The organism is Legionella sp. km535 (assembly GCF_003990085.1).
GTDB lineage: Bacteria > Pseudomonadota > Gammaproteobacteria > Legionellales > Legionellaceae > Legionella > Legionella moravica.
Genome location: NZ_RZGU01000011.1, coordinates 1 through 16,924 on the forward strand (window position 1 = coordinate 1; position 16,924 = coordinate 16,924).

Sequence of the window (16,924 nt, forward strand, 5' to 3'; positions counted from 1 at the left end):
AAACGAGACTAATTGCATCCAGTTTAAATTCTTTGGGGTATTTCTTTCTTATCGTCATTACTTTCTCCAGTTAAGTGCATTATCTCTTAACTGGGGTGGTCAAATCTATTAAACCACGTCATAGTGCCTCCTGAGGTGACATATACACCAAATCCGTTTAGGCTGTCATCGTAATATTTTTTTGAGCGCTTTGCCTGGTTTTTATAGGTTGGGAAATCGCTAAGTTCTCAGTATTTAAATTTACCGTGTCGTAACATGTCGAATATGTGTCGAAGAATTAGGTAAAACTGATTAAAAGAAATTCATATAGTGTGGAAATAGCTAAAACCCACAATTTTTTAATTCTTTATAAACAAGCCGTCGTTGTGAACGAAGTGAAGCAGTACAACATGTTAGCGAAGATTCCATCAAGATTGCTTTGCTTATGCTCGCGATGACGTTCCTTTATGCAATAAATAAATTGGGATCACAGACCTGAATCCGGACGCAAAAATTTTTTTACCGGCTCAGAGGATGGCCTAACTCCATTCCAAATATAAAAGGCTTCTGCAGCTTGTTCGACTAACATGCCCAAACCATCAACCGCCTGACATCCCATCGATTTTGCGTACTGAACAAAGGGAGTGATGCCTTGTTGAGTGTAAGTCAGATCATAACACAACGGACTGTTTCTCATGACGTCATCTGGCAAAACCAACCCATGTCCCTCAAGGCTGGCTGAAGTTGCATTAATAATCAAATCAAAAATCCCGCTCACATCATCCAGACTACTCACTCTGATTTGCGGGAAAGCTTGCTGCAGCTCTTGGGCTTTTTCAACAGTACGATTGGCAACTGTTATTGAATTGGGGTTCATTTCCAATAAAGGATAAAGAATGCCTCGAGTCGCCCCACCTGCTCCTAAAATTAATATATTTGTATTTTGCAGTTCAAACATGCGGGTTAAATCACAAACCAAACCAATTCCATCCGTATTATCTGAATGCAGAATGTTATCCTTCATCCACAATGTATTCGCTGCACCAGCTAATGAGCAACGAGGGGTGCGTACTTTTGCCAATTCAAATGCTCTTTGTTTATAAGGCAGCGTCACGTTAAGTCCTTTACCACCGAGGGTAAAGAACTCAATGACCTGTTGCTCCAATGAAAAATCCTCTCCTTTAATTTTTTCATAAGTTAGAGATATCTTCATTTGTTGAGCAAATTGCTGATGGATCACTGGCGACAAACTGTGTTCGATCGGATTACCTATAACTGCAAATCGTTGTAGCATTATTTGGCCTAATATTATTGTTCAATCTAATTAACCTACGACGAATTCATTGTTGCATCATGAATCTTGAATCCATCAATATCTTTTTTATTACATCAACTTTAGGTATTTATTGGCAGATACCCGTAGTCAGGGCCTCGTACACTCTAGAGTACCGTCAAGACCCTGAATCAATTACTGCTTCAAATTTGAACAATAACATACCAAAGCCTATTATTAATAATACCATAGAAAAAAAGGCTGATTTAAACCATGCCCAGTAAAATGAGCCAGCTGACCCAACATGCATTACTATACCAGTTGATCACAAGTGAAGAGCGTTATCAAAACTTCATGAATGCATCTTCAGACGCCATTTTTGTGCACGACTTAAATGGCGTTATACTGGATGTTAACAATGAAGCGTGCATCTCTTTAGGATACTCTCGTCAAGAACTCATCAATTCTTTTGTCTGGGAAATAGAGATTGCTATTACACAAGAAACAATCAAACAAAATATTATAAAACTAACTTATGGACCTTTTAATCTAGAAGGTCTGCACAGAAGAAAAGATGGCTCTACTTTTCCTGTTGATGTGCGATTAAGTATGTTTAGCACTATGGGGAAACAATTTGTATTAGCTATCGTTAGAGATATATCAGAGCAAAAACGAGCAGAAGCGACGATAAAAAAATTAACCCGTGCACTGGACCAAAGCCCGTTATTAATCGTGATTACCGACAAAGCAGGTACTATCGACTACGTTAACCAGCAAGTTATCAAGAGAACAGGTTATAATAATCACGAAATTGTCGGCAAAAATTTCCTGAATTTTAAATCAGAAAATGCGCCCCTGGACACGTATCAATCGATTTTAGAACATTTAACGAAAGAGAACGAATGGCATGGAGATTTATTAATCAAAAATAAAAAAGGTGAGCTTCTTAAGTTCACAGGAGTTTTTTCACCATTACGTGATGAAACGAATAACCAAATTATTCAATATTTAATTGTCATCGAAGAAGTGCCAAAGAAAAAGAATTCGAAATAATGCTTTTCAGAGAATATTGGGCCAATTTCCTGTCCTGCAATTGAACACTGATCAAAAAAAAACGAGTTTAATCCATTAACTATAAGAATCAACCCGATACTAGGGTCTGTTGACCATTCAAGTTTCGACGTCCCGCGACTTCTTCGCGGGATCCAATCCAATCTTTATAGGCGCAATATATTCTTGTTTTGCGCAAGATCTATCGATTCCACGAACAAGTCGCGGAAAGTAGGCTTGAACATAATGAAATATAAACAGCCCCTAATAATGGAAAATGTCTTAATCCATGGAGCAGTTTTATCAATAATTGAAAATAATGATTATTTTATGTAGACATAATTCACAAGCTTTGTTACAGATAGAACTGATTTAGCTCATCATCAACAGAGGATGTAAGTACAGGAGGACTTCATTTTTTCTTAAGTATTTTATGCATATAATCCAATTATTGATCTAGTCAAGCATTTAAATGGGGTTGCCTAATGGCTTTAAGTGAGAAAATAAAACTCGAAAGTTATAATACTCTGGTTCATTTATACCAGAGCAGATTGAATGAGACAGACAAGGAGCTACTGAATCATATAAATAATTATGCTGCAGATAATGATATACCTTTACATCTCCAAGGAAAGGCTATTACTGATTATTTAGTCAATCAAATCAAACTGGCGAAATCAGAACATAATGAAGATTTACCTGGAACGGCCAATCTGATCTATGGATTAGTTCTTGAGCACATGGATTCTCTCTCAAAATCAAATAGAAGCAGGCACAGCAACCAAGGGAGGTTTGATCTGTCAGGGCTTCATACGCGTTCTCCCAGAGATCAAATGCAAGATCATGACATGACCTTACTGATGCCCAAATCGACTGGCAATATTTCAGTTATGGCAGTACTTAATCGCTTTGATCACAGTTCAGCATTGGCTATCCAGGATGTTCTGGCCAGCGAACTATTCAATGAAGAAATTCAACACATCATCATCCCGGTTGGTCCAGGGCACTGGCGTGGTGCGTATTTAACCAAACCACCAGAAGATGGAGTTATATACGACCTTGAGCTATTTGACCCTTATGGCCGCTCCGGTGCATCAGCAATCAAAGACTACACACTAAACTTGTTAGAGCGATGTGGGATAAACAGAGAATTAATACGCATAAACTATTCAGGTCCTGCACACCCACAGGGAGATGCTTATTCCTGTGGTGATTTTACCTGTGCGTACAGTCACAAAAAAATGCAAGAATTAGGAGCACCAAAAGGCTCGTACAATAATAATCTCATTGCAACTCTTGATAACTTAGGTAATCAATATGATGCACTCCGAATGGCAACGCGTGCAGAGATTCAACTAATACTTGAAGGTCGACGTGTTAATCCATCACCGGTAGAGCCTGTTGGTTCTTCTGATGAAACGATAAAAAATCCGGAGCAGCCTGAATCTCCCGTAGTTCCAATATTGCCTCATTCAAGAGATGATGCAGTAAAACCTGAAATGGATCAGGGAACACATACAGCCAAGATCAAACCAGCTATTAAATCGAGTTCGGATGGCATAACAATTGAAATCACTAATTTGTCTTCTGGTGCCCGTATTGGCATTGAGGCAGGCAGCGTAGCCGGAGCCACTGGAATCGGAGCATTGATTGGTGGATTGATTGGTTTTTTTGCCTTACCAATAGTGGGCGCTCTCGTAGGTTCATTGGTAGGTGCCGGGATTGGTCTATTGTTGTCAACTGCAGCAGTCGGTTTAGGCCGCCTTTTATGGAGTAATGATGCAGGCAACCATCAAAAATCCTCATTAAAATCAGATAATAACGAGGCAGCAGCTTCCAAATCCAACTCTTGTGCAATGAGAGATCTCCCCAAACAGGAACTCGCTGCGGATCAAGAACCGATAATTAGCCCCCCTCTGTTTCAACCCTCATCCCCCCAAACACCCAGGGACGCAGACAACACGGTAGAAAACAGTCCAAATGGCCCAAAGTAATAGATATCACGGCTGTCCCATTAAAAATATGACGTCTTTCCGAGCGTAGCGAGGAATCTCCTGCAAGGTTGCACGATCCCATTACAATGCGGCCATTAAAATCATATCAAGAGTTGAGTCTGCCCAGCCAGCCATTTTCTGCAGGCGCCTAATGCTCATATCCTTAAATTTCTTTTTGGTATTTTATAACATGCTCCTGAAATATGCCGAACCATCGCCATATTTTCAGGAGCATGATCTTTGCGTACGCGAGAATCATCTTCACGTAATATAACGTCCAAGACCCAATGTAGACTGTTCTCGACAGCCTAGTAACTACGAATAGTCTGAGCAATTTGTTTAGCATTTGCAACCAAGCTGCTGATAAGGTAATGATAATTAATGCATTAATTCAGATTCTGCCAATTTGCAGGAGATTCCTCGCTACGCTCGGAAAGACGTCACATTTTTAATGGGACAGCCGTGTAATAGATATTAGGGGCTGTTGACTTTTCATTATGTTCAACCTACTTTCCGCGAGTTGTTCGCGGAATCGATAGATGGGGTGCAAAGCAAGAACATATTGCGCCTATTAAGAGTGAATTGGATCCCACGAAGAAGTCGCGGGACGTCGAAACTTGAATGGTCAACAGACCCTAAAATGGCTCAACGAATATTGTTCCGTTGAGCCGTATATCTACAACTTTTTACCCGTTAATAATCAGCGTTTTAGCTGATTACCAAACTCTTGTCGACCACTTCGCGCAAGTCACGAGACAAATCTTGTTTTGCTAACTGCTTTAATTGCTCGCTCATTAATACTTGTCTTGATTTATCATAACGCTTCCAACGTGTGAAAGGCGTTGCCAATCGAGCGGCGATTTGAGGATTTAATTTATCAACAATCAATAGCATATCGCTCAAAAATTGATAACCACTTCCATCAATCGCATGAAAATTACGAGGATTGGCCATACAGAATGCACCTATAAGTGAGCGCACTTTATTGGGATTTTTAATACTGAATTCAGGATGATTCAGTAATTGTTTGACATGATTTAGTGCATCAGGTAATTCTGAGACAGCCTGGAGAGCAAACCACTTATCCAGCACTAAATCATCCTGAGACCATTGCTGATAAAACTCATCAATAGCCTTGATCCGACTCCCCTCATCAGCTGAATTCACCAGTAAAGCAAACCCAGCAATTTGATCCGTCATTGTTTTGGCTGATGCAAATTGCTGTTTGCAGAACGACAGATTGTCCTTTTCATTCGCTTTCATCAACAGCCACAAACAGACATTTCGTAATTTTCTTCGTCCATAAGCCTGGCCATGCATTTGATGATCTTCTGCTTGCCATAATTGGTTATAAGCCTGTGTCAAAGAATCATACAAACGAATACCTAACTGTTTGCGAAAATAATCGCGTACTGCCTCAACCAGACTGACATCGACTTCTTTTAAAGAGGCAGCAACCTCTTCGAATCCAGGAGGAGTTAATAATTCAGCACGCAAATCGGCATCCAGTGATTCATCAACCAATACATGCTCAAATGCAGAGATTAACGGCTCAGGAATATGCCATTGAGTTGAGGGCCGGTTTAAACAGTCATCAATACAATTCAATACCAAACGCTGCGCGGCATCCCATTTGGCATAACCGTCAGTTTCGTACCGCAGTAAAAAGATTAAATCATCCTGAGTTAATTCATCCTTTAAACGAATAGGCGCGGAAAATTCACGTAATAGTGAAACCACTGGTTCTTCACTTAATCCAGCGAACACAAAACTTTGTTCATGTTCTTTCAATTCTAAAATATCCTTTTCAACAGGCATCATGTGCCCTTTTGAATCAAATAATGCAATCCGGATAGGAATATGGAATGGTTTTTTATCATGACTATCGGGCGTAGGCTGGCAGCTTTGCTGCATAGTCAATGTTAAACGTCCATTAGAGTAATCCGATTTAACCCGTACTTCAGGAGTGCCAGCCTGGCTGTACCAATGTTTAAATTGAGTCAGATTGACGCCATTTGCATCTTCCATGGCCGCAACAAAATCATCAATAGTGACAGCCTGGCCATCATGTCGTTTAAAATAAAGATCCATGCCGCGTCTGTACCCTTCCTTTCCTAACAAAGTGTGCTGCATGCGAATGACTTCCGCTCCTTTATTGTATATAGTGGCGGTATAAAAATTGTTGATTTCCTGATACGACTCCGGTCTTACTGGATGAGCCATGCTACCCGCATCTTCAGGAAATTGTTGGCTTCGTAATGCTTTTACATCCATAATTCGATTAACATCCCTTGAATTCATATCTCGGGAAAATTCCTGATCACGAAATACCGTTAATCCTTCTTTTAAACTTAACTGAAACCAGTCTCTGCACGTGACCCTGTTTCCTGTCCAATTATGAAAATATTCATGGGCAACGACTCCCTCTACATCAGCAAAATCCTGATCCGTTGCAGTATCAGGGCGGGCAAGAATGTATTTTGAGTTAAAGATATTTAATCCCTTATTTTCCATGGCACCCATGTTAAAATCGCTTACTGCGACTATCATAAAAATATCCAGATCGTATTCTCGACCATAGACCTCTTCATCCCATTTCATTGATTTTTTCAACGATTCCATGGCATGAAAACATTTATCTTCATTGCCTGGTTCAACGTAAATGCGCAAATCCACTGTTCGACCAGAACAGGTGATGAACTCATCACGAATACTTGCCAAATTACCAGCAACCAAAGCAAACAAATAAGATGGCTTCTTGAAGGGATCCTGCCAAACCACCCAATGACGGCCATCGGGTGTTGATCCTGAATCAACCAGATTTCCATTGGATAATAGAACGGGATAATGTGTTTGATCAGCAGTTATCCTGGTCGTGTAAGTAGCCAAAACATCAGGCCTATCTGGAAAAAAGGTAATGCGTCTAAACCCTTCCGCTTCACATTGAGTACAGAATAAATGATTGGAACGATAAAGACCGGATAGCTGAGTGTTATTTTGAGGTTGAATTCGTGTCACTATCTCAAGACTTACTTCATCAGGACACTGTTCAATAATCAATGCCTCATCATCCAGGGTGTAATCAGAGGGTTCTAGCAAACGGCCATTCATCTGTATCTGAACAAGTTCTAATTCATCACCATACAAGACCAGAGCGCCTTCATGTTGACGATTTAATGTGATGATGCTTTTAACTAAAGCATGGTCGTCATATAAGTCTACATTTAAATCTACAGTCTCAACTGAAAATACAGGGGCTTGGTAATTTTTCAAGTAAATGGTAGTGTCTGGCATAGTCATTGCATTCCTATAAAAATAACATATAGTTTATTGATTTATGTATCAAATTAATTTGTTTAGTCTACTATACTAAGAAATAAAAGATGTTATTAGTTGGTTTTACCAGCGATAAGAATAAAATGCAAAAAATAATAATAAAGAATCACGTTATATCCTAAACAAGGATAAGTAAAAGGGGATGGCACATGAATACACAAGATTTTTTAGCCGGCTATACCAAACGCTTTGTTGAGAACAAAGAAGAGGACATGAGTCTGGACGAGTACCTGGAACTATGCAAAACAGATCCTTCAGCATATGCCAACCCGGCAGAACGTTTACTTATGGCCATTGGCGAACCCGAATTGATTGATACACGCCATGATCCAATATTATCGCGTATATTTTCCAATAAAATAATTCATCATTACTCTGTATTCAAAGAATTTTATGGTATGGAAGAACCCATAGAACAAATCGTTGGTTTTTTAAAGCACGCGGCTCAAGGGCTTGAAGAAACCAAACAGGTTCTTTATTTACTCGGCCCTGTCGGTGGTGGTAAATCCTCTATTGCTGAGAAGTTAAAGGATTTAATGGAAAAAACTCCGTTCTATGCCATCAAAGGTTCCCCCGTATTTGAATCCCCCCTCTCATTGTTTAACCCACAGGAAGACGGAGAATTACTTAGAGAGAGATTTGGCATCCCGACACGATATTTACGCTATCTGATGTCCCCATGGGCAGTCAAACGGTTACAGGAATTTAATGGAGACATTAGTAAATTCAGGGTAATTAAAGTCAAGCCCTCCCGTCTGAAACAAATTGCTGTTGCCAAAACAGAACCCGGTGATGAAAACAACCAGGATATTTCTTCTCTGGTAGGTAAAGTAGACATCCGAAAACTGGAAGAATTCTCTCAGGATGATCCGGATGCATACAGTTATTCAGGTGGACTTTGCCGGGCGAACCGTGGTTTATTAGAATTCGTTGAAATGTTTAAAGCGCCCATCAAGGTGCTCCATCCTTTATTAACGGCAACCCAGGAAGGCAATTACAATGCAACCGAGGGATTATCTGCCATACCGTTTGAAGGAATAATTTTGGCTCACTCAAACGAATCGGAATGGCAAACCTTCAGAAACAATAAAAATAATGAAGCGTTTATCGATAGAATCAACATAGTCAAAGTTCCCTATTGTCTTCGCGTTTCAGAAGAAATCAAAATATACCAAAAACTCATAGACAACAGCTCTTTGGCTAAAGCCCATTGCGCCCCCGGCACTCTGGACATGCTGGCTCAATTTTCTGTATTAACTCGATTAAAAGAACCACAAAACTCAAGCATTTACTCTAAAATGCGCGTTTATAATGGAGAAAGTTTAAAAGACACGGATCCCAAAGCAAAATCCTATCAGGAATATCGTGACTTTGCTGGCGTCGATGAAGGCATGAGCGGAATTTCCACTCGGTTTGCATTTAAAATACTGTCTAAAGTATTTAATTTTGATCACACTGAAATTGCTGCAAACCCCGTGCATTTGATGTACGTCCTGGAAAGACAAATCGAGCAAGAACAATTTCCTCAAGAGGTTCACGAAACCTACCTGAGCTACATTAAAGAATATTTAGCCAGTAAATACGTTGAATTCATCGGTAAGGAAATACAAACGGCTTATCTCGAATCTTATTCTGAATACGGACAAAACATTTTCGACCGTTACATTACCTATGCTGACTTCTGGATACAAGATCAGGATTATAGAGATCCGGATACCGGCGAGATTTTCGATCGAGGATTATTAAATCTTGAGTTGGAAAAAATTGAAAAGCCGGCAGGTATTTCAAATCCTAAAGATTTCCGTAATGAAGTAGTGAATTTCGTATTAAGAGCAAGAGCCAATAATAGAGGCAAAAATCCTGTATGGAACAGTTATGAGAAATTAAAATCGGTCATCGAGAAAAAAATGTTTACGAATACCGAGGATTTGTTACCCGTAATTTCGTTCAATGCAAAAGCCTCTGAAGACGATAAGAAAAAACATGAGGAATTTATATCTCGCATGGTAGAAAAAGGCTACACACGAAAGCAAGTTCGGTTACTTTGTGAGTGGTATTTACGTGTACGTAAATCGCAATAAGGGTCTAATCCATAACTCAAATGTTATGAAACCAGTCAAGGTTGACGGTCTGAGAAAGAAATAGACTCAGACGACAGGAGAGCACTATCTCTCTCAGCCTTGACCAAAATAAACCTTACCCTGTGCAAGGTGTGGAGCAACTATTATGTCGCAACTGATTGATAGACGACAAAATGCCGGCAAAAAAAGCACGGTGAACCGCCAACGTTTTTTACGCCGCTACAAAAACCAAATTAAGCGAGCCGTTTCTGACGCCGTTGGCAAACGCAGTATTACTGAAATCGACCAAGGCGAACAAATTACCATTCCGGCCAAGGATATCTCTGAGCCCATGTTCCATCGCGGCCAAGGTGGACATGTAGAACGCGTCCTGCCCGGAAATGACAACTTTATTACCGGAGACCGCATAAAAAGACCTAATGGAGGCGGCGCTGGAGGAGATGGCGGCAATGCCAGTGATAGCGGTGAAGGCGAAGACAATTTCGTCTTTGAGCTCTCCCGTGAAGAATTTTTAGAACTCTATTTTGAAGATTTGGAATTACCTGATCTGGTTAAAAAAGAATTAGCCCGGATCAGCACCTATAAAACCGTCAGAGCAGGAGTTACTACCAGTGGGATTCCTAACAATATCAACATACTGCGTTCCATGAAGCAGGCGACTGGGCGACGAGTCGCTCTGGCCTCACCCTATAAAAGACAATTGCGAGAAGCAGAAAAAGAATTAGCGCACCTAAAATCACTTTCCAATCCCGATAAAGTTGAGGTATCCAGACTGGAAAGAGACATTGAGTTTTATAAGAAAAAAATACAAAAGGTTCCTTTTATAGACACAATTGATCTTCGATACAACCACCGCGTACGCATAGCAGCCCCCTCAACACAAGCCGTCATGTTTTGCGTGATGGACGTTTCAGGTTCAATGGATGAAGCAAAAAAAGATATAGCCAAACGGTTCTTTATCTTGTTGTATATGTTTCTCACCAAAAATTACGACAAAATTGAATTGGTATTTATTCGTCACCATACCTCGGCAAAAGAAGTTAATGAAGAAGAATTCTTTTACTCTCGTGAAACCGGAGGAACGGTAGTTTCCAGTGCCCTGGAATTATTAAATACCATTATAGAAGCACGCTACCCACCCCAGGCATGGAATATCTATGTGGCGCAAGCTTCCGATGGCGATAACTGGAATGCGGATTCACCTTATTGCCAGGAATTACTGCAAGAAAAGATTATGCCTTTACTCCAGTATTTTGCTTACATTGAAATTATGCCGCGCCATCATCAAAGTCTGTGGGAAGTATACCAACAGGTAAAAGAGCGATATCCTAACTTTGCAATGGAAAATATTGATAACGTAGCCGATATTTATCCAGTATTTCGCGAATTATTTAAGAGGAAAACGGCATGAAAAAAAAGCCTTTATCAACTGGTGCAGAATGGACTTTTGAGTTAATACAGGCTTACGACCGTGAAATTGCTCGAATCGCCAAAAGTTTTAATCTGGATACTTATCCAAACCAGATTGAGATCATTACCGCAGAACAAATGATGGATGCTTACGCTTCAGTAGGTATGCCTATAGGCTATCATCACTGGTCCTTTGGCAAACATTTTGTCGGGGTCGAAAAAAGTTACAAACGCGGACAAATGGGACTTGCCTACGAACTGGTAATTAACTCAAATCCGTGTATTTCCTACCTGATGGAAGAAAATACCATGGCAATGCAGGCACTGGTAATTGCCCATGCATGTTATGGACATAATTCATTTTTTAAAAGTAATTATTTATTTAAAATGTGGACCTCTGCTGATGCCATCATTGATTATTTGGTCTTTGCTAAAAAATACATCAGTGACTGCGAAGAACGACATGGTATCGATGAGGTTGAAGCGGTCATTGATGCCTGTCATGCCTTAATGAACTATGGTGTGGATCGCTACAAACATCCGACTGCATTATCCATTCAGGAAGAAAAAATTCGCCAGCAAAACCGGGAAAGTTACATGCAATCCCAGGTTAATGAGCTATGGCGAACAATCCCTCAGAGTAAACAAATTGATGAAAATGGGCAAAAAAAACGCTTCCCGGAGGAACCCCAGGAAAATATTTTATATTTCATTGAAAAAAATGCACCTCTTTTAGAACCCTGGCAAAGAGAAATTGTGAGGATAGTAAGAAAACTAGCCCAATATTTTTACCCTCAAGGGCAAACCAAAGTGATGAATGAGGGTTGGGCCTGTTTTTGGCACTATACAATTTTACATGCCTTATACGATGAAGGATTAGTGACTGATGAATTTATGCTGGAAATCCTGCAAAGTCATACCAACGTCATCATGCAACCTGCCTATAACAGTCCCTATTACAATGGCATTAATCCCTATACCTTGGGGTACCACATGATGCAGGATATTAAACGAATTTGTGAGAATCCAACTGAAGAAGATAAAAAATGGTTTCCTTACCTGGCCAATACTGATTGGCTTACCAGTCTGGATACCGCAATGAGAAATTATAAAGATGAAAGTTTTATTGCTCAATATCTGTCACCAAAACTGATACGAGACTTAAAATTATTCCACATAGTCGATGATGACCGCAGCCCAGAGCTCTATGTACATGCAATTCACAACGAACCTGGCTATCAACAAATACGCGAAGCCTTATCCAGACAATATAATTTGGGTTATTTAGAGCCGGATATCCAGGTTTATTCCGTAGATCTGCAAGGAGATCGTTCTTTAACCTTAAGGTACACCCAGCAAAATAGAGTACCGCTGGGAGAGACAACAGCGGATGTTCTAAAACATCTCCATAGTTTATGGAAGTTTCCTGTCATATTGCAGGCTGTAGATGCAGAAAACAAAGTAACCTCTGAATATACCTGTCCACCAACAACCGCCAAAGTGCCGAATTAGCAAGCACCACCGCATCAAACCGGTTTTTCCCGACCATGCTATTTGAGGAAAAACCGGTTTAAAAAATCCTGAATTCAGAGTGAACGCATATTTAGACGATGTTACTCAGTGCCAGTAAGCAGTTCAAATGATGCATCCAGGACTTTAATTCACCCCTGGTAATCCAAAGGAATGAATGTTCGCAGGAGAATCGTTATCTTCATCAGAATGCTCGCCAAAAAAGGTCTGAATTAAAGGCTTTTGAACATCTTTTCGGGGCGTTACATTTCCTTTTGCTTTAAAACTCAACCCTGAAAACTGCTCCTGCTGCAACAGATCATTAAGTTCTTTTAAACATTCTGTAATATCAAGAACACTCTTGCTTTGTGTCGTTGTATCTTGTGATTTTGCAGCAATGCTGTCAAGGCAAAGCTCAGTTAAAATCATCTGGCCAATTGTTTCTCTTATTCGAGGATCCTTGGTAACTGGAGCAAAAATCATATCCTGCAACGATTGTGACTCATCGTCTGTCCTGCTTTTCATAGAAAGGGGCGAAGACAGAGATTGTATTGCAGTAGGAAGAATTTTTAGATACCACATCTTCATAGTGGAATCGGTCAAAAGCTGAGCTTGTTCATAAATGATAGGATTAATGAACCGCAATAAAATTAAAGCCAACAGTTTACGTAACCGAGGCTCCTCTGCATTAGACTGTTCTTCTCTTCGTAACAAATCGAAATAACTTAAAGATAAAACTTTCTGAAGCAATGAAGGAAACATTTTGGGTGATAAAATTGCACTGACTACACTTGCAAATTTACTCTGAACCGTCTCAACATCCATGGGTTTTGCATCAAAACCTTCAGGAGTCAGGAGCATAGACTCTCGTTGTTTTACTTTTATTTGGGAGAAGAAAGAAGAAAGAGACAAAACAGATTCCCAAATCTTTTTCTTAAATTCATTACTCTTCTCATGGGCTAAGAACTGTTGTATCAGCATGGATAATAGTTTATTACCCCGACACCAGCTTTCATCCGTTTCTTCCTTTAATAATTCAGCAAATACTGCAAGAAGTTCTGTCTCTGAAAGATGAGCCGTTAAAAGAGCAGCGATCTGTTTATTGGATTTATGGCAGGCCTCATTAAGCACGCGCACTCCCCAGATTAATTTCTTTTTATCTTTAGCCTTAACCAGTGACAGTACAAAATGAGTTGCCTTTTCAAAATCGCAAGAAAAAAGCTCTTTAAAATAATCGGCTAATGAGACGTCATTCTGCGACGTTCTGCTCAAGGGTAACTTGGAAATTACAGCATGACTTGCTCTGCGTTTTGCAACTTTATTATCCTCTATGCCGGCATCAGGAGGATTTATTGATACGGACTCAACCAAGGAGGCTTTTGACGATGAAGCAGAACTGCTGGCGCTGCTGATTTTATTTGAACTATAAAAACTGATTGGCCGTGATGTAGAATAAAAACGTCTCTTGGACGAGATTAAATCATCTGATTTTTTAGGCCTTCTTTCAACTGAACTCTCAGATGCATTCGTTGTTCGTTCAGAACCATCTCGTTCTATCCGTCTCCTACGAGGTTGACTTGAAGTGTCTTCTAATTCATCCCCTAACTCAATGTGTTTTAATTTAACACTGCATTGATGATCACTATCGGATGCTCCAACACCTGCAAAAATCCGTGTTACTTTTTCCTGAATGTCACTGCCAATCACAAGATCGAGAAATACTGAGGGTTGAGCTGTACTATTCGCTCGAGGTACTGCAGGACTCATTCCAAGTAAAATATGAAATGCGCGTGATAACTCAAGTCTTAATTTTTGAAACTCCAAATCCGGCCATGTGCGAGATAATTTTAATTCTATATCGATAATTTCTAACAAAGGTGAAATAAAACAAAAATAAAATGCAGATCTCAAGTACAAATCCGGACTTGAATTTAATTCGTTAATCTTATCCTCTCTGACCGCGATATTGTTCCTGGCTACTGAAAGTATGTGTCTGAATTGAACAGCCAGATCCAGAGCCGATTCAAAAAGATCCTTAAAGAGCGGCATAGCGCGATTTACCTTGGCCTCCGACGTTAATGAATCAATACTGGTGATGCTGGTGTCCTCAATAAGCTTCGAAACAAACTGATCACTGATGTCATTGCATTTTTTATCTTTTTTAACCATCAATGACAAGATTTGAACCAGCATAGTCGAATTACGACAATATACCTGTGTTTGTTCATTTGCAAAAAATGCAGTCATTACCTGACGGTTGTCCTGATTATCTTCAATAAAAAAGTGTAACAATGCACTGGCCAATCGTTCATCCTGAATGCCATTAATGATTTTTATAAATTTATACAGGCCGTTAATATAAATGCCATGATAATTAAAATTTTGTAACGAAGGACTGTTTAATAATACTTGAGGTAATTTAGAACAACTGACTATTGTTGACTCAGCACTTCCAGAATCAACGGATAACTGCTCTGCCAATAAAGCACGAGAGCTCATAATGTCCTTTCTGGTCACCCCAAAAATGAGTTTAATCTGTGCATTAACTCTGGCTCTCACCGATTCCAAAACTTGATTTATATCAATCGATCCATCCGGGAGCCTAGGTATGTTTTTAAATTCCTTATCAGTGAGTATTTTGCCAAACTCTTTGGTTTGATAAAAAACGTCCGGTTCGTTAGAAAAAACACTGCCTAATAGTTGAATTAAATGAGCTGTGCTTTTTTTATAAGTTTGCTTAAATTGACTTCCGCTCATCGGCTTCTTCTTTTTCATAGAAAACTCATTCTCGGAAAGTTCCGCCAGCTCAAGCAAGCTTTTTGTTCCCGTTGACAGTTGAATGGAGTTTTTGAATTCTTCCAGTGAGAAGGCTCCGTTATTTAATCCAAATTTGATCGCTAAACGATGCGCTTCTTCGATCACAGCGAGTATTATTTGATATTTCTGCCTGGGGGTTAGTTTCATAAAGTACAACTCTTAAAATAAAAATTTTTAAATTATCAAACCCAAGTCAGCTATAAGACCAATAAATCTTATAAAGTGACTCGTGCATGAACTGTTTAATCCAACGGATACCACCTTTAATTTAACGGAAAGAATGAGCCTCCCGGAGTTAAAAAATTTCCGGGAGACCACAAAAATACAGCCTTAAGATGCCAATTCAATTGCCAACGCAACAGCCAGTTTGGCAAAGTTAGTCATATGATTCAGGTTTAAAAAATCCATAGTATCGGAAGAGCTGTGGATGTGAGGATTACGTGCCTCAAAATCAGACTCCGATGAAAATGCAGTAGAAATCCCCTCTTCATTCCAAGAGGCATGATCACTACACTCATAACCGCAGCTAGAATAATCTACCGGCACGTGAATGTACGTACTGATTAATTGAGCAATATACCGAGATAAACTTTTGTCGGTGTAATCAGTGTAAACCCACATTGTCGGATCGTCTGGATTGGCGCGATAACCGGTCATATCAAATTGAATTGCCGCATGCACTGGAATGGATTTTTCCTGAAAATACTCTACTACATATTGCGATCCAGCTAAATTACGAGTTCCCGCAGCGTACCAAATAATGTAAATTGGACGTTTAAAGGTCAACTTGGAAGCAAGTAAAACACGAGCGGCTTCCATAATCGTTGCAGAACCACTGCCATCATCAGCGCCAGGCATACGACCATCTGGGGTATCCATATGAGCACCGATGATTATTGCGGGAGCCTTGATATTCTTCCCAATGACTGTTACCAATGAAGGTTGCTTGTACCAGCCGGCTTTAACGAAGTATGTTTCGATATCGGTACGACCGTACTCAAGTGCCATGGCGTCAAAAGTAGCTTTTAACCAATTTGCCGCTTCAACTCCAGTATCTTTGGTTGCTGAACGATTAGTATATGAGGTCAGATGATTTAATGTAAGCCAAATATTATCTGGCACGACTGCTTTCAAAGCCGTATTGACTTCTTTTGTATGATTAATTTCGAAATGATTGTGTTGTGTTTTATCCGCTTCGCGAGACTGAGTTACTACTGACTCTTCCTGAGATGATTGAAACTCTGCAAAAATTGGATTACTTACAAATACTAAACTTGCAGCGATCGATAATATGAATTGACGCATTTCCTCTCCCATTTAATTGTTAAACCCATTGTGCCGCAAAATAAATGAACTCATCCCAAAATCCTTTCAAGAAAAACCTGTACCATCAAAGACTTATATGTGTTCTCAATGGCTATTAACAACCATGATCCCGGTAATTTCGTTTGATTTTACAATTACATGAGCAAATA

10 protein-coding genes are annotated in these 16,924 nt (G+C 39.8%); 6 read left to right on the forward strand and 4 right to left on the reverse strand.

What is annotated here, in order from left to right; translation table 11 throughout:
• Positions 1 to 466 precede the first annotated feature (466 nt).
• Complete coding sequence (gene aroE, locus ELY21_RS07760) at positions 467 to 1,273, reverse strand: shikimate dehydrogenase (protein WP_127108430.1); 807 nt, start codon at positions 1,271 to 1,273, stop codon at positions 467 to 469.
• Positions 1,274 to 1,332: 59 nt separating this feature from the next.
• Here aroE and ELY21_RS07765 point away from each other — a divergent pair, with 59 nt between their 5' ends.
• The 3 genes from ELY21_RS07765 (at position 1,333) to ELY21_RS07775 (ending at position 4,296) form a co-directional block, all read left to right on the forward strand.
• Positions 1,333 to 1,536 (forward strand): hypothetical protein, encoded by a 204-nt coding sequence (locus ELY21_RS07765; RefSeq protein WP_127108432.1) that lies wholly within the window; start codon positions 1,333 to 1,335, stop codon positions 1,534 to 1,536.
• Positions 1,526 to 2,305, forward strand: a complete 780-nt coding sequence (locus tag ELY21_RS07770; protein ID WP_127108434.1) for a PAS domain-containing protein — start codon at positions 1,526 to 1,528, stop codon at positions 2,303 to 2,305. Before ELY21_RS07765 ends, ELY21_RS07770 begins: the two co-directional genes overlap by 11 nt.
• A 482-nt stretch (positions 2,306 to 2,787) precedes the next feature.
• Entirely contained in the window at positions 2,788 to 4,296 is a 1,509-nt protein-coding gene (locus ELY21_RS07775) for a DUF456 domain-containing protein (RefSeq protein WP_127108436.1), read from the forward strand.
• A 708-nt stretch (positions 4,297 to 5,004) separates the two neighbouring features.
• On the opposite strand, the gene pepN is transcribed toward ELY21_RS07775, so the two are convergent.
• A complete protein-coding gene (gene pepN, locus ELY21_RS07780) occupies positions 5,005 to 7,590 on the reverse strand; it encodes an aminopeptidase N (RefSeq protein WP_199741673.1) in 2,586 nt (861 codons plus the stop codon).
• Positions 7,591 to 7,781: 191 nt separating this feature from the next.
• Here pepN and ELY21_RS07785 point away from each other — a divergent pair, with 191 nt between their 5' ends.
• The 3 genes from ELY21_RS07785 (at position 7,782) to ELY21_RS07795 (ending at position 12,635) form a co-directional block, all read left to right on the forward strand.
• On the forward strand, positions 7,782 to 9,713 hold the full coding sequence (locus ELY21_RS07785; protein ID WP_127108440.1) for a PrkA family serine protein kinase: 1,932 nt from the start codon (positions 7,782 to 7,784) through the stop codon (positions 9,711 to 9,713).
• 145 nt (positions 9,714 to 9,858) lie between these two features.
• Positions 9,859 to 11,124 carry a YeaH/YhbH family protein gene (locus ELY21_RS07790; RefSeq protein WP_127108442.1) on the forward strand — a complete coding sequence of 422 codons (1,266 nt, stop codon included), beginning with the start codon at positions 9,859 to 9,861 and terminating at the stop codon, positions 11,122 to 11,124.
• The gene (locus tag ELY21_RS07795) at positions 11,121 to 12,635 is read left to right on the forward strand and encodes a SpoVR family protein (RefSeq protein WP_127108444.1); all 1,515 of its coding nucleotides are present in this window, start codon (positions 11,121 to 11,123) and stop codon (positions 12,633 to 12,635) included. The genes ELY21_RS07790 and ELY21_RS07795 overlap by 4 nt, the downstream gene beginning before the upstream one ends.
• A gap of 144 nt (positions 12,636 to 12,779) precedes the next feature.
• Here ELY21_RS07795 and ELY21_RS07800 read toward each other — a convergent pair whose 3' ends face one another.
• Together ELY21_RS07800 and ELY21_RS07805 are read right to left on the reverse strand one after the other, a co-directional pair.
• Complete coding sequence (locus tag ELY21_RS07800) at positions 12,780 to 15,596, reverse strand: hypothetical protein (RefSeq protein WP_127108446.1); 2,817 nt, start codon at positions 15,594 to 15,596, stop codon at positions 12,780 to 12,782.
• 183 nt (positions 15,597 to 15,779) lie between these two features.
• On the reverse strand, positions 15,780 to 16,754 hold the full coding sequence (locus ELY21_RS07805) for a M28 family peptidase (RefSeq protein WP_233588687.1): 975 nt from the start codon (positions 16,752 to 16,754) through the stop codon (positions 15,780 to 15,782).
• Positions 16,755 to 16,924: the final 170 nt, after the last annotated feature.

Excerpts from the sequence above, each read along its gene's own strand:
- ELY21_RS07790 (WP_127108442.1), top strand. The coding sequence starts at position 9,859 with ATGTCGCAACTGATTGATAGACGACAAAATGCCGGCAAAAAAAGCACG.
- ELY21_RS07800 (WP_127108446.1), bottom strand. The coding sequence starts at position 15,596 with ATGAAACTAACCCCCAGGCAGAAATATCAAATAATACTCGCTGTGATC.
- ELY21_RS07765 (WP_127108432.1), top strand. The coding sequence starts at position 1,333 with ATGAATCTTGAATCCATCAATATCTTTTTTATTACATCAACTTTAGGT.
- ELY21_RS07770 (WP_127108434.1), top strand. The coding sequence starts at position 1,526 with ATGCCCAGTAAAATGAGCCAGCTGACCCAACATGCATTACTATACCAG.
- pepN (WP_199741673.1), bottom strand. The coding sequence starts at position 7,590 with ATGCCAGACACTACCATTTACTTGAAAAATTACCAAGCCCCTGTATTT.
- ELY21_RS07785 (WP_127108440.1), top strand. The coding sequence starts at position 7,782 with ATGAATACACAAGATTTTTTAGCCGGCTATACCAAACGCTTTGTTGAG.
- ELY21_RS07795 (WP_127108444.1), top strand. The coding sequence starts at position 11,121 with ATGAAAAAAAAGCCTTTATCAACTGGTGCAGAATGGACTTTTGAGTTA.
- ELY21_RS07805 (WP_233588687.1), bottom strand. The coding sequence starts at position 16,754 with ATGCGTCAATTCATATTATCGATCGCTGCAAGTTTAGTATTTGTAAGT.
- ELY21_RS07775 (WP_127108436.1), top strand. The coding sequence starts at position 2,788 with ATGGCTTTAAGTGAGAAAATAAAACTCGAAAGTTATAATACTCTGGTT.
- aroE (WP_127108430.1), bottom strand. The coding sequence starts at position 1,273 with ATGCTACAACGATTTGCAGTTATAGGTAATCCGATCGAACACAGTTTG.